This window comes from Microcoleus sp. B4-C2 (assembly GCF_036705265.1).
GTDB lineage: Bacteria > Cyanobacteriota > Cyanobacteriia > Cyanobacteriales > Microcoleaceae > Microcoleus.
In genome coordinates, this window is record NZ_JAUBUB010000004.1 from 1 (window position 1) to 13912 (window position 13912).

13 protein-coding genes are annotated in these 13912 nt (G+C 46.9%); 3 read left to right on the forward strand and 10 right to left on the reverse strand.

All coding sequences use genetic code 11. The annotated features are described in order from the left end of the window. Positions 1-93: 93 nt before the first annotated feature. The 4 genes from QUB20_RS02390 to QUB20_RS02405 all read right to left on the reverse strand — a co-directional run bounded on the left by QUB20_RS02390 (position 94) and on the right by QUB20_RS02405 (position 3248). The gene (locus QUB20_RS02390; RefSeq protein WP_333209163.1) at positions 94-522 is read right to left on the reverse strand and encodes a DUF202 domain-containing protein; all 429 of its coding nucleotides are present in this window, start codon (positions 520-522) and stop codon (positions 94-96) included. A 220-nt stretch (positions 523-742) separates the two neighbouring features. Beyond that, a complete protein-coding gene (locus tag QUB20_RS02395; RefSeq protein ID WP_333245135.1) occupies positions 743-2158 on the reverse strand; it encodes an LCP family protein in 1416 nt (471 codons plus the stop codon). A gap of 104 nt (positions 2159-2262) precedes the next feature. Then, positions 2263-2637: a hypothetical protein gene (locus tag QUB20_RS02400; protein WP_333245138.1), complete on the reverse strand. Its 375-nt coding sequence runs from the start codon at positions 2635-2637 to the stop codon at positions 2263-2265. Positions 2638-3116: 479 nt separating this feature from the next. Further along, positions 3117-3248 carry a hypothetical protein gene (locus tag QUB20_RS02405; protein ID WP_333245140.1) on the reverse strand — a complete coding sequence of 44 codons (132 nt, stop codon included), beginning with the start codon at positions 3246-3248 and terminating at the stop codon, positions 3117-3119. On the opposite strand from QUB20_RS02405, the gene rpe reads away from it, so the two are divergent. Next, a complete protein-coding gene (rpe, locus tag QUB20_RS02410; RefSeq protein ID WP_190744589.1) occupies positions 3247-3948 on the forward strand; it encodes a ribulose-phosphate 3-epimerase in 702 nt (233 codons plus the stop codon). The genes QUB20_RS02405 and rpe overlap by 2 nt on opposite strands. A gap of 96 nt (positions 3949-4044) precedes the next feature. On the opposite strand, the gene QUB20_RS02415 is transcribed toward rpe, so the two are convergent. The 5 genes from QUB20_RS02415 to QUB20_RS02435 all read right to left on the reverse strand — a co-directional run bounded on the left by QUB20_RS02415 (position 4045) and on the right by QUB20_RS02435 (position 7414). Next, positions 4045-4827: a DsbA family protein gene (locus tag QUB20_RS02415; RefSeq protein ID WP_333245143.1), complete on the reverse strand. Its 783-nt coding sequence runs from the start codon at positions 4825-4827 to the stop codon at positions 4045-4047. A gap of 661 nt (positions 4828-5488) precedes the next feature. After that, entirely contained in the window at positions 5489-6001 is a 513-nt protein-coding gene (locus QUB20_RS02420) for a hypothetical protein (protein ID WP_242723034.1), read from the reverse strand. A 116-nt stretch (positions 6002-6117) separates the two neighbouring features. After that, the gene (locus QUB20_RS02425; RefSeq protein ID WP_333237133.1) at positions 6118-6561 is read right to left on the reverse strand and encodes a hypothetical protein; all 444 of its coding nucleotides are present in this window, start codon (positions 6559-6561) and stop codon (positions 6118-6120) included. Between the two features lie 77 nt (positions 6562-6638). Beyond that, positions 6639-6821: a CsbD family protein gene (locus tag QUB20_RS02430; RefSeq protein ID WP_333237135.1), complete on the reverse strand. Its 183-nt coding sequence runs from the start codon at positions 6819-6821 to the stop codon at positions 6639-6641. 386 nt (positions 6822-7207) lie between these two features. Further along, positions 7208-7414 (reverse strand): hypothetical protein, encoded by a 207-nt coding sequence (locus QUB20_RS02435; RefSeq protein WP_333237137.1) that lies wholly within the window; start codon positions 7412-7414, stop codon positions 7208-7210. Between the two features lie 550 nt (positions 7415-7964). Between QUB20_RS02435 and urtA the strand changes: the two genes are divergently transcribed. Next, entirely contained in the window at positions 7965-10889 is a 2925-nt protein-coding gene (gene urtA, locus QUB20_RS02440; protein ID WP_333242977.1) for an urea ABC transporter substrate-binding protein, read from the forward strand. Between the two features lie 317 nt (positions 10890-11206). On the opposite strand, the gene QUB20_RS02445 is transcribed toward urtA, so the two are convergent. Beyond that, positions 11207-11683, reverse strand: a complete 477-nt coding sequence (locus QUB20_RS02445) for a hypothetical protein (RefSeq protein ID WP_333242980.1) — start codon at positions 11681-11683, stop codon at positions 11207-11209. Positions 11684-11863: 180 nt separating this feature from the next. Between QUB20_RS02445 and uvrB the strand changes: the two genes are divergently transcribed. Beyond that, a complete protein-coding gene (gene uvrB, locus QUB20_RS02450; RefSeq protein ID WP_333242983.1) occupies positions 11864-13876 on the forward strand; it encodes an excinuclease ABC subunit UvrB in 2013 nt (670 codons plus the stop codon). The last annotated feature ends 36 nt before the right edge of the window (positions 13877-13912 follow it).

Below are 13912 nucleotides of genomic sequence, written 5' to 3' on the forward strand. Positions count from 1 at the left end.
GCCCGTCCTTTTTGGACGGGCGGGACGCCCATCCCACAATAACAATTAAAATTGTAAGTTATTTAATTCGCGATCCTAAGCGATCGGGTTAACTTAGAATTGAGAGTTTTTAGGAGTTGAAGTGGGAGCTATATTTGCGCGATCGCGCCATAGCACCAACGGAATGCTTAACGTTCCTAAAATCATTACAACTCCAGTCAGAATCCAAACTAGCACACGATTTGGGCGATAATCACCTCGCTCAATTTGCCAGAATACTCGATTATAACGCCATGCTGCTAAGGCAATGACCGCAATCCCAAAAACGACCAGACTCAGCCCTAAAGTTTCGGAGTTGAAGAAGGGAGGGGAGGAAACTTCTTGCTGAGTCACTGTAGCTTGAAATTGACGGAGAAATAAACTGAACCGACTGATTGCAAACCCAAAACCAACTAAAGCCAGTGAAGTTCGTAACCATGCCAGAAAGGTGCGTTCATTTGCCTGATGTTCTCGCTGTCGGTCTATTTTATCACCCTTGTTCATCAACCCTACCTTGATAAAATATCTTAAGCTTTCCCTCGTTGATTATTGTTTCACTTGTGACTGCGGAGGGAAGTATCGGTATTGCGATCGTGATTCATCATCACCCAAAAATATACTATCAGTAAATAGACAAAAAAGCGATCGCCTCCATCTCTACCAACAGAAAATAAGAGGACACAGCATTGCTGTGTCCCTACAAATACCCCAGTTAAAATCCAGTTTAAAAAGACTTAGCCTCACCACCGGACTGAGCCTTTTTCGCCAACCAATCCTGACCCAATCTGATTGTGACATCCGAATTCAAAGAACCGGTACTCTCAACCAACACATCTCCAAAACCCAAAAACTGGCGAATCGCTTGAGCACCTTTAATATCGCCCTGTTGAGCTACTAGAGTAGTTACCTCCAGCGGTTCGGGCCAAGCTTTATAAACCTGAACATTCCTATAACCTGCTTGAGTCAAATTATTGACAAAATCTTCAACAGCCGATGGATCTCCGGTACTATCTTGAATCGCCACCTTCAGAAAAGTCGAATCAGCATTCTCAATTGTCCAAGTATTTTGGCCGAAGTCAAAATGTTCCGCCACCATAGTTTCGATGGCATATTGGTCGGGCAACCAAAAACTTGCTTTGTAGTCCTTAGAATCGCTAAATTTGCCGGGAACCATCAACATCTGCACGCCAGCGCGATCGGTTTGAGTAGCAAAACCCGCCAAAGCTACCAATTCTTCTATACTCAAATTCGTGTCAAGGTGAGACTGAATCACCGATAAAATCTTCGGTAGTCGAGACAGCAAACCTACATTTACTTCCTGTTCCACAAAAGCCCGCATCAACAATTGTTGGCGCTGCACCCGCCCGATGTCGCCCAAATCGTCGTGCCGATAAAGCAAATATTGCACGATTTGTTCGCCGTTGAGTTTCTGCTTGCCAGCCTTTAAATCTATATATAAATGCTGACTATGATCGGTATATTTCATGTCTTTAGGGACATTAATAGTAATGCCACCCAGGGCATCGACCAAACTTTTGATACCATGAATATTAACTGTGACATAGCGGTCAATTCCCACACCGCCCAGGAGTCCGCTGACTGACTTCGCTGACGAAGCCGGGCCACCGTAGTAATTAGCTTCGTTGATTTTCACCTCGCCCCTGCCTTCAACATAGGTGCGGGTGTCTCGCGGAATGGAAAGCACGCTTAACTTTTTATTTTGAGGGTCAAACCTAACCAACAGCATGGTATCGGTTAAGCCCTTAAATGAGTTTTCCCACACCTCGTATCCGACATCTTTGTTGACACTTCCTTCGATGTCAGAGGTCAGAACTTTAAGCCCTAAAACTAAAATATTAACTGGGCGAGTCAGCTCCGGCATCTTCATGTTGAGCTTTGCCATGTCGCCTTGAGAAAATACTGCTGCTTCTTCAGGGCTCAACTTTTGTTGCTGAAGCGGCGTTGTAGAAAGGGAGACGGCTAGCAATGCTCCGGCTGTGGCTGAGAGCATGGCTACTCCAGCCAAACCAAAACCAAAACCCAGCCAACGGCCTCGATGGGGCTGGGAAGCTTTTTTGGTTGCAGGTTGAGCAGTTGATTGTTGGATAGGGTCTTGATTAGGAATTTTTTGAGCTGGCACTGGCTTCCTCACACACAACAAAAATAAAAAAGATAATGGCAATATGTAGTATCAAGCTGAAGACGCACTCAATCAATAGGGTAGGGGCTTAAAAAAACCCTAAATTATGATAAATGTTTGCCTACTACTTGCTCGGCTAAGCGACTAATTCCAGGCAACCATAGCGGTTGACGCTTCCAGAGGCGAACCATCAGTCCCAGAGCAACGATGAAATAGCTGGTTGTTAGCAGGCTACTCATTAATAACATGGGAAGTGTCGGAGATTCCGCAGAAATCGCTCCAGCTTCTAAAAGAATATGTCCTAAGAGCCAACTAAAAGCAAGGGCAATTGCCAAGCGGCTGACGGCTTTGCGTTCGGGACTACCCTGACGGCGGTAAAGAGTCCACAGGGCGGGGAAAAAGCCGATGACTGGGATCATTAATACAAACAGACTGGCACGATCGAGTTCAGGATTTTCTAAGGGATCTGTTTTTTTCATAAAAAAACTCGGTAAGTGGGAAACTCAGCGACTTCAGTCCTGAGAGGAAAACGACTCGGCGATTTCAATCGCCTTGAATCTTTCCCCTTTCGGGTTGGAGGGGTATGGTTGCCCCTCCGATGAGGTATGGTTGCCTCAGTCTCCCTTGCGGGGTAATGTTCGCCTCGACCTGGTTATAAAGGCTTGTTAGACCTGCGACACTGTTTCAGTGACTTTAAAACTGTTTAATCGCAGGTGACAGAGCGGAAAACTGGCGTCGCATTCGCCGGTGTCGTGACCTAAATAACGTCTCCTCTTGCGAGGGGTCTGGTCAGCATAGCTTGCTCGATTTCTCTTACAAGCTCAGTGGCTTTAGCCCTGAGTTACTGACAATTCGCTACTCAAAATTTGCAGAAGGTTGGGTTTTGCACAAAAGTTATTTGTTAGAGGGAAAATTGATCTCCTAAACCCAAATTCGGAGATCCGGGCTGGGGATATCGCTAAACTTGTCTGTCAGAGGCAAAATTTTTCGGTGCTGGGGATCTCGCGATCGATGGCAACTTTTCGGCCCGGAGAGCCGTAGTTTGATAAACTGGATACAGCACAGCAGACAGGAGAACAGACTTAGCCATGACCCAATCCCAAAAACCGATCGTTATTGCTCCATCCATATTATCAGCCGATTTTAGCCGTCTTGGAGAAGAGATTCAGGCTGTCGATCGAGCTGGGGCTGACTGGATTCACGTAGATGTGATGGACGGTCGCTTTGTTCCTAATATTACTATCGGGCCGCTGATTGTTGAGGCAATTCGCCCTGTTACTACCAAGGTAATCGATGTCCACTTGATGATTGTGGAGCCGGAGAAGTACGTCGAGGACTTCGCTAAGGCTGGTGCTGACATTATTTCGGTTCACGCGGAACACAATGCTTCGCCTCACTTGCACCGCACCCTCGGCCAAATTCGGGAATTGGGGAAAATGGCTGGTGTGGTTCTGAATCCTTCGACGCCTTTGGAGTTGATCGAGTACGTGCTGGAACTTTGCGATTTGGTGCTGATTATGAGCGTCAATCCGGGCTTTGGTGGTCAAAGTTTTATCCCGGCTGTTTTGCCGAAAATTCGCCAGTTGCGTAAAATGTGCGACGACAAGGGCCTCGATCCTTGGATTGAGGTGGATGGCGGTTTGAAGGGGAACAATACTTGGCAGGTTCTGGAAGCGGGCGCAAATGCGATCGTCGCTGGTTCTGCTGTGTTTAAGGCGAATGATTACGCAGGGGCGATCGAGGGTATCCGCCACAGCAAGCGTCCGACTCCTGAGTTAGCTGCGGTTTAATCAAAGATTTTTCGAGTTTTTCGGGTTTTTCTCGTTCCCAGCCCAAGCAGGCTGGGAACGCATTTTTATACTCGGTTTCCAAGAGTCAGGAATTACTTATTTCGAGACAGAGGCGAGAATGCTTTCCATCTCAGAAAGCTCGACCGCCCCGGAGAAAGTTTCGCCGTTCATAATAAAAAACGGAGTGCCTTCAATGCCTAGTTGTTGAGCAAGTTGCACGTCTTTGGCAATGGCGGCTTCTGCAGCGGGGCTGTTGCGATCGGTGTTGAATTTATCTAATTTTAGATTGAGCTTTTGGGCGATCGATGGGTACAATGGATCGCCTAAATCTTTCTGCCCTTCAAACAAAGCGCTGTAATATTCCCAGAATTTGCCCTGCTGCCCCGCCGCCCAAGCTGCTTTAGCTGCCGGTAGCGCTTGAGGGTGAATAGAAGTTAAGGGAAAATGCTTGTAAGCTAAAGTAACTTTGTCCTGGTGTTTTGCCATAAACTGCTTGACAGTATCGTGAGCGCGCGCGCAAAACGGACATTGAAAGTCAGAGAATTCTAAAAGTACAATCTGCTGCGAAGCTGAACCCGTGGTGGGAGAATCCCCTATAGAAGATTTGGGATTAGTTTTCATCTCCTGCAAAAATGACTGCTGCGCTGCTTTGAGAGACTGCTGCTGCTGTTGCTGGTACGCTTGTACCGACTCTAAAATTGCTTGGGGATTTTCGCGGATAACCTGCAAGACTTGCTCTTTCAACTTGGGATCGACTGAATTGCCAGCCGTTGACTGTGCGGGGGAACAACCGATAAATACCAGGCAACCTGCCAGGAGTACAGCCAAGCAGAAGGCTTGCTGGCTGCGGAGTTTTCGCCAAATAGTGGATATGTTCATCTTTTTTTTCTGATTCACGACAACACTTAATCCTACATTTAATTTTGCGGAGTGTCAGGTATACCGCTGTTGACTGCGGTGCAGTTATTTTTATCTGTAACCAATATTTATTCACTGGCAATCGGTAATTCGTAGTCGGTAATTGGCAAGGGGTGTTAATCACCCGAACACCGACTAAGGAATGAGAATTAAATAACTTCCACTCTTGAAAGTGGGATGGGCGTCCCGCCCGTCCAAAAAGGACGGGCGGGACGCCCATCCCACAATAACAATTAAAATTGTAAGTTATTTAATTCGCGATCCTAACCTAATAATTAATATTTAAATTATTGGAATTTATTATAATATAATTTCGCCTCCAACGACTCCAATAAAAAAGTTTTGTAGTGAGGACTTTATTCCTGAGCAGATTCTGAGGACTCAAGTCTTAACTACAAACGCGGTCATGGTTATTTTACAGGACGAGATATAAAATATAGCAATCCTTGCAGGAGTCGTAAATTTTTGACCCCACCCCCAACCCTCCCCTTATCAAGGGGAGGGAGTAAGAAATTCACAAATGATTTAGGATGGCTATATAAAATAAAAGGACGATCGCCGGGCGATCGTCCTTTTATGTGCTGCACGTATTATCCGCTTTTAAGCTTGTCGGAATCCAAGATTATTTGCGGTTGTTGAGCCATTTAGCCGCAACTATTCCCAAAATACCTGCAACAACTGGATTTCCCAAAAACTTCATCAAACTCGGCTGTTCTGCCAGCACTTCTTGGAAAATATCCGGGTGATTGTGATAGGTGAACGAGGCCAACTTGGTAACATCGTCAGCATTCATGCGGCTGGCGTGGTGGGTAGAAAGTCCTAGCTGCTTTTCCAATTGGCGATCGTCCAATCCTCTCTTGCCCAAATGCTTGAAGAATTCCCGCGCTACATCGTCGCGTTCGTTTGGCTTAATTTGGGCGATCGCCTTTTGCAATTCGGGTTCCAACTGAGCCGGCGGGAGAGAGTCGTGATTCAGGGAACGCCCGAATAATTGTTTGCGCTGAGCAGGCGAAGTTCTCTGAGCAAAATCGTCAAAGTTTTCGTAATCTTCACCCGTTGTCTCCGGCATCATTTCTCGATCGCCCTGGGCTAAATCGTTCATGATTTGACGCTTGTAATTATCGCTGCTACTCATGGTAACTTTTTTCCAATCTACACAACATTTCAGTCTTAAATTGAGATGGTTTCGCCTTCAAAAAACTGCGGAATATTAAACCGCCACGCGGCTATCATTTAAGCTTGCTAACTCGATCAAGACTTGTATTCAATCTGATTTGATTGCTGGTCATACTTAGCAGTCAAAATCAACTTTTTGTCAGGAGCGTAAACCAAAACACTTACATCCTGATTTGGGAAATTGCGGTGAAAACCTTGTGCTAAAGATTTCGCCAAATCTTTCACTTCAGTTGGGCGGACTTGCGGGGTAATTACAACTCCCAATTTGTTATTGTCGCGGACGTAAGCATCCTGAACCAGGCCCTGAGCCGTCTTTGTTACCCATTGACCAAAATCTTGACCTGCGGCGGTATTGCCACGTTCTAGCTGCGCGTAATAACCCTGACTGCCACCAATTGCTACAGGTACATCAGTCGGTTTTTGGGCTGAAACGCTGGGCGCGCAGGCAGTCGTAATAGCCAGCATTAAAACCAAGAGTAAGCCCGCAATCATTTTGCGACTCTGCTGCAATAAACTCACCTTTTTTCCTCCCTTCTGAAAACAACTTGAATACTTGAAAGGGTCAGGTTGCTCGACCCTCTCAATTAGTATTAGGCTTAGTCTAGTTTCTTTTTGAGCTCATCTTTTACATCTTCGATGGCGTGACCAGCTTCAGCTTTTGCCTGCTTGGCTTTGCCTTCTGCTTTATCCTTCGGGTCGCCAGTAACATTACCTAGGGCTTCTTGAGCTTTGCCTGCGATGTTGTCGCCAGTTGCATTTGCTCTATCTTTAGTGGTCATGGGTTTCTCCCTATCTGTATCTAATTTGACGTTTTTTACTTAATGAACTCATCATAGGTAACTAGGAGCTGCGTTGCACTCTACCTCTAGGAAGAAAGAATAAATAACAAATGGAATAGGGAATATGGAATATGGCATAGGGAACAGTTATTTGCAGTCTTGAACTAACTGCGACTTTCATACTTAATTATTGTTTTTTTACCGTTTCTGCTGGCTGCAATCAAGTATTTTTGTAAAAAACTGCTGGAGGGTCGCCCGTGCGTCCAAGACTATTTTTTTAAACCCAAAAGAATTTATGCTTTTAAAATTTTATTTAATTCGCCTTAAAAAGGCGGGTGTGGGCAAGACCGCATCTTACCCACACCCGAACAAATGTCGTATTAGTTTTAATTTACCTTGTGATGACATTCTTCATCTATTCTGTCCTGAAGTTCTTCTTTCAACTGTTCGACAGCGCGCATAGTTTGAGCATTTTCTTGTTTTTGCTGACCGAGGGCTTTTTCTGTTTCCTCGCCGAGCAAGGTTTCCTTTGATTTTGGTAGCGTTACTTGATTTTCGCTGCCAGTGTGGGTCGCCTTTTCTTCAATATTCATTAGTTTTTCCCCTATTGTTTGCAAAATTTATTTTTAACAAGGGTACTTAGAAGTTAACCTTATATTTATCATAAGGGAAATCACGACGGCTTCCCTCTGTCTGAAGGGAGATAGGGGCTGGTAAAGAGTTTTGAGTTTTATAGTTAAGATAAATTACGGAAAATTGCATTAGCCCGAAAGGAGATAGGGGAAGGGGAATAGTGCGTGAGATTGCTTGGTGAGTAGCAAGGCGCGGGCAGTGAATGAGTTGGGGAACGGCGAGGAGGGGGGAGAATTGTTCTGCAGCGCGCGCGATGGCATTAAGTGTCGAATGTTGTTGTATGAGGCTCTTTGGACATCGGTAAAAGATGAAGAGAGAAATGGGAGGCTGTTTAGTCCAGACTTAAGTCTATGCTGAGAGTTTGACAGTTAAAATCAACAGGGTGCAGCAATTTCCAAGTTTGGTGGCGATCGGGTTAAATAATCTGCTAAACAAGATTTAGCCTCAAGGCTAACTTCGTGCAGGATCGAACTAAAATTTCTGTTATTAGTAAAAATTATCTAAAACCCTATGGGAGCAAGGAGCAGTAACCCCCTCGCAGCAGCAGGCTCGACTCGTGAGCCGATCAAAATAGGCGTTTTGCATTCGCTGACGGGCACGATGTCCATCAGCGAAATTTCTGTTAAAGATGCGACGCTGTTGGCTGTTGAGGAAATTAATGCGGCGGGAGGGGTGCTCGGACGCCCCTTGGAAGCGGTTATAGAGGATGGAGCCAGCGATTTGCAAACTTTTGCTCAAAAAGCTAAGCAATTGCTCCTAGAAGCGCAGGTGGCGGTGGTATTTGGCTGTTGGACTTCGGCGAGCCGCAAAGCTGTACAGCCGGTTTTTGAACACGGCAGCGGTTTGCTGTTCTATCCGGTGCAGTATGAAGGGCTAGAAAAGTGTCCGAATATTTTCTACACTGGTGCTGCCCCAAACCAACAGATTGTGCCTGGGGTGAATTACTTGCTGGCACAGGGGAAGCGGAAAATTTTCCTGTTGGGTTCGGATTATATCTTTCCCCGCACGGCAAATCGGATTGTGAAAGTTCAACTGGCGGCACTGGGGGGAGAGTTGGCGGGGGAAGTGTATCTGCCGCTGGGTTCGAGGGAAGTGGGCGAGGCGATCGCACATATCTTAGCAGTGAAACCAGATGCTATTCTCAACACTCTCAACGGCGACAGCAATGTGGCTTTTTTCCAAAAGTTGCGGGAAGCTGGCGTGAAACCCGAGGATTTGCCGGTGATGTCGGTCAGCGTAGCAGAAGAGGAAGTGCGGGCGATCGGGCCGTCCAATATTGCTGGAAATTTTGTGGTTTGGAACTATTTTCAAACGGTGGATACACCGGAAAATCGGAAATTTGTCAAGGCTTATAAAGCCAGATACGGGGAAAATCGAGTCACGGATGACCCGATCGAAGCTGCTTATTTGGGCGTTTACCTGTGGAAGCAAGCAGTAGAAAAAGCTGGTTCGACAAATGTGGTTAAAGTCAGGGCGGCTGCTAAAAATATTGAGTTTGCAGCGCCTTCGGGGAAGGTAAAAATAGATGCCCAAACTCAGCATATTTGGAAAACAGTGCGGATTGGCAAGGTGAGGCTGGACGGTCAAATTGAGGAGATTTGGAATTCCGGCGCACCGGTTCGGCCCGATCCTTTTCTCAAGGGCTATCCTTGGGCGGCGGCACTTGCTACGAGGGGGATTTCTCTGGGAACTCGGGCGTCTTTGAGCGGGCTGTTTGTCATCTTGGTACTGATAACTTGGATGGCGGTGGGAGTCGGGTGGATGGGTTCTGTGGAGATGAAGAACTATTTGCTGGCAATAGAGGCAGCCTCAGCTCCTGCGGGGGTTTCTGAGGCCGCAATGGCGGTGTTGGTGCAGCAAACTCTGTTTGTGGCGAGCCGCACTCAGCACTGGCTGATGGGGGCTTTGGCTTTGAGTTTGATCGCGGGAATAGGGGGTTTTGTGTCGGTGTCGGCAATTATTCGGAATCTCGGCTTGCTGCGGGAAACTGCCGAACAGATGGCTAGCGGTGATTTGACGGCTCGATCGCCGGTGGTTTCTAATGACGCGATCGGGGTGCTATCTTCTACTCTCAATACAATGGCTCAGCAAATTAGCAGTTTGCTCAACGGTTTGGAGGTGCGGCAGCAGCAGCTAGAGGAACGATCGGAGGAATTGGAAGTCGCTAAGAATGCTGCGGAAGCTGCCAACCGGGCGAAAAGCACTTTTTTGGCAAATATGACTCACGAGTTGCGGACGCCTTTGAATGCGATTATCGGCTACAGCGAGCTGCTGCAAGAAGAGGCTCTGGAACTCGGCGAAGAAGAGTTTGTGATGGATTTGGCAAGCATTAATATGGCAGGCAAGCAGTTGCTCAACATTATTAGTGACATCCTGGATATTTCTAAAATTGAAGCAGGAAAGATGACTCTTTTCTTGGAGACTTTTGAGGTGTGGGATTTGATCGAGCAGGTTGTCACTACTGTTCAACCGACGCTAGGGAAAAATGGCAATACTTTGATCGTTAATTGCGATCGCAATATTGGCACGATCTACTCGGATTCGTCGAAGCTGCGACAAGCGCTGTTGAATTTGGTGAGCAATGCTGCTAAGTTTACCGATCGAGGCAAAATTACGATTAATGTTTGGAAGGAAGAAGGGGAGGTTTTGCCGATCGGCAATTCCGAAGAACTCTCGGCAGATCCTTCTCGGTGTCAACAGCCGTCGATCGTGTTTCAAGTCACCGATAGTGGCATCGGCATGACTGAGGATCAGGTGTCGAGGCTGTTCGGAGCTTTCGCTCAAGCGGACGATTCTACTACCCGCAAATACGGCGGCACCGGTTTGGGGCTGACAATTAGCCGGAAGTTTTGCCAGATGATGGGCGGAGACATTAACGTTGAGAGCGAGTTTGGCTGCGGTTCTAGTTTTACGATCCGGTTGCCGATTGCGGTTAAAAACCCAAAAGAAGCGCAGGACGATCGAGAAATTGAAGAAATGCAGCCGAAGTATGGCGAGGAGTTAGACACGAGTGTAGCGGCGAATGAAGCGAAGCAAAAAGAAGTGCGATCGCAACCGCTGGATCTGCCCGATGCTGCTACTGTGCTGGTGATTGATGACGATCCAGACGCGCGGGATTTGATGACTCGCTGCTTGTCGAAACAGGGCTTTCGGGTGCGATCGTCGGCTAGCGGTCAAGGGGGGCTGCTGTTGGCGAAGGAGTTGCTGCCCGACGCGATTATTCTGGACGTGATGATGCCAAGTATGGACGGCTGGGCGGTGCTGTCTGCGCTGAAAGCCGATCGAGATTTGGTTGATATTCCAGTGATTATGATAACTTTTTTGGACGACCAAAATCAGGGTTTGGAATTGGGAGCGGCGGAGTATGTGAGGAAGCCTGTGGATTACAAGCGCTTTGCTGCTTTATTGAGTAAATATCAGGGTATCGGGAAGTAGTTAGTTGACTGTTGACTGTTGACTGTAATTATTACAGTTCTGGACGCCACAAATTGTTAGATCCGCTATTGATAAGGGTAAGGTGCGTCGCCCGGAAAAATCTGCAAGTTTCATTTCTCATCTGAGGGCGACGCACCCTACAGATTAGCATTTCACTTCAAGAGAAAACCGCTATACATCCCTCTCAATTACCAATTACCAGACGTACCTCATTAAACCCAGAAGTGCTATGGTTATTGCTTATTAGTAGCAGGTAACAAATAAGAAATAACAACAGTCAACTGACAACAGTCAACGGTCAACTAACAACTGACTAATTAATCTAAGAAGCCCATTAATGTCGAGCTATCGTCAATTTCGTTTGAGGCAATAGGGCGGTTTCCTCCCATTGTGGAGTAAACTTCATCAATGTGAAGAGTGCTGATTGCAATAGGGCGAGCACCGGACATACTGAACATTTCACTGACTTGCATGGCGCTGGAACCGATCGGGCGATTGCCGAGTGTAGCAACCACTTCAAAGTCGCTGGATTCTACCGGGCGATTGCCTACAATGCCGTAGGTTTCGCTGAGGTGCAGGGTGCTAATGCCGATCGGGCGGTTCCCCGAAATCGAGACGGTCTCGCTGATGGTAAAATCGTCTGGGCCGACGGGGCGGTTGTCATGCATGAGTTGCGGCCGATAAAGTTGAATTCCTGTTGCTTTGGCATCCGTGGGTTCTGTCGCTTGGCTCTTGGAACTGCCTTTGCCGCGGCGGGCGATCGCATTGCCTTTATTTTTGGGGGTGAGACTCATAATTATTTTCCTCGCTTATTGCTGTTGATTGCTGGGTTCGGACAACTGCTTTGGTGGGCTTTCTGCTTTCTATTTCGGCCGATGATTAAAATAATATTACAAAGTTTAACTATTTTCTGAACGAAATTGCAGAATCTCTGCATTTTTGTTAAGATTTATGGGTAATAGCTACATTTTCCTATGGTAACTGCGGCAGCATCTTTTCAATTGCAAGCGCCCTTCCAGCCCACAGGCGACCAACCGCTAGCGATCAAGCAACTTGTCAAAGGCATCCAAGCGGGCGATCGATTTCAAACCTTACTCGGTGCCACAGGTACGGGCAAAACCTTCTCCATTGCCTCGGTGATTGAAAAAATCGGCAGACCCACCTTAGTCTTAGCACACAACAAAACCCTGGCAGCTCAACTGTGCAACGAACTACGAAATTTTTTCCCGAACAATGCAGTCGAATACTTTGTCAGTTATTACGACTATTACCAACCTGAAGCATACATTGCCGTCACCGATACTTTCATTGAGAAAACGGCAGCAATTAACGACGAGATCGATATGTTGCGGCACTCCGCCACGCGATCGCTCTTTGAACGCCGCGACGTAATTGTAGTTGCTTCAATTAGCTGCATCTACGGTTTGGGAATGCCTGCTGAATACCTGAAAGCGGCTATTCCTTTGCAAGTAGGAATGGAAGTCAACCAGCGGCAAGTTTTGCGCGATTTAGTTAACGTCCAATACAGCCGCAACGATATAGATTTAGGCAGAGGCAAATTTCGCGTCAAAGGCGATGTTTTGGAAATTGGCCCCGCTTACGAAGATAGAATTATTCGCGTTGAATTCTTCGGTGACGAAATCGATGCCATTCGCTACGTTGACCCCGTAACAGGTAAAATCCTGCAAAGTACAACGGCTTTAAATATCTATCCAGCGCGCCACTTTGTCACGGCGGAAGATAAATTAGAGGCAGCTTGCCAAGGAATAGAACTCGAATTAGAAGACCGATTGGCAGAATTTGAAAAACAGGGTAAACTCTTAGAAGCTCAGCGAATAGAACAGCGGACGCGCTACGATTTGGAAATGCTGCGCGAGGTAGGTTACTGCAACGGAGTCGAGAATTATTCGCGGCATTTAGCAGGGAGAAATGCCGGCGAACCGCCGGAATGTTTGATTGATTATTTCCCGAAAGATTGGATGTTAGTGATAGATGAATCTCACGTCACAGTGCCGCAAATTCGGGGGATGTACAACGGCGACCAAGCGCGCAAAAAAGTATTGATAGAACACGGTTTCCGCTTGCCCAGCGCGGCCGATAACCGACCTTTAAAAGCAGAGGAATTCTGGGCAAAAGAAAATCAGTGCATCTTTGTTTCTGCTACGCCTGGGGATTGGGAAATGGAGATATCTGAAGGCAGAGTTGCAGAACAAGTAATTCGCCCTACCGGAGTAATAGATCCGACAATTTTCGTGCGCCCGACAGAAGGACAAATTGATGATTTGTTGGGGGAAATTAAGGAGAGAGTAAGTCGGGACGAGCGAGTTTTGGTGACGACTTTAACCAAGCGGATGGCGGAAGATTTAACTGAATATTTGCAGGAAAGGGGAATTAGAGTTCGGTATTTGCACTCGGAAATCCAGTCGATTCAACGCATCGAAATTATCCAAGATTTGCAGGATGGTAAGTTTGATGTATTGATTGGTGTTAATTTGCTGCGGGAAGGTTTGGATTTGCCGGAAGTTTCGCTGGTGGTAATTTTGGATGCGGATAAAGAGGGGTTTTTGCGATCGGGACGTTCGTTGATTCAAACGATTGGAAGGGCGGCGCGGCACGTTCAGGGACAGGCTATTTTGTACGCGGATAATTTGACGGATAGTATGGTTAAGGCGATCGACGAAACGGATCGGCGCCGGGGGATTCAGCTAGCGTACAATAAGATGCACGGGATTACGCCGCAGCCGATCGCGAAAAAGCGATCGAGTAATGCGATTTTGGCATTTTTGGATGTGTCGCGCAAGCTGAATTCTCAGCAGTTGGAGGAGGTTTACGAACAGGTAAACGAGTTATCTTTGGATGAGATTCCTCAGTTAATCGGGCGGTTAGAAGCGCAGATGAAGGCGGCGGCTAAGAAGTTGGAGTTTGAGGAGGCTGGTAAATTGCGCGATCGGATCAAGCATTTGCGGGATAAGCTATTGGGACATTAGACTTCTGATGAAAAGCAGAGTCTTGAGCAGGCAAGA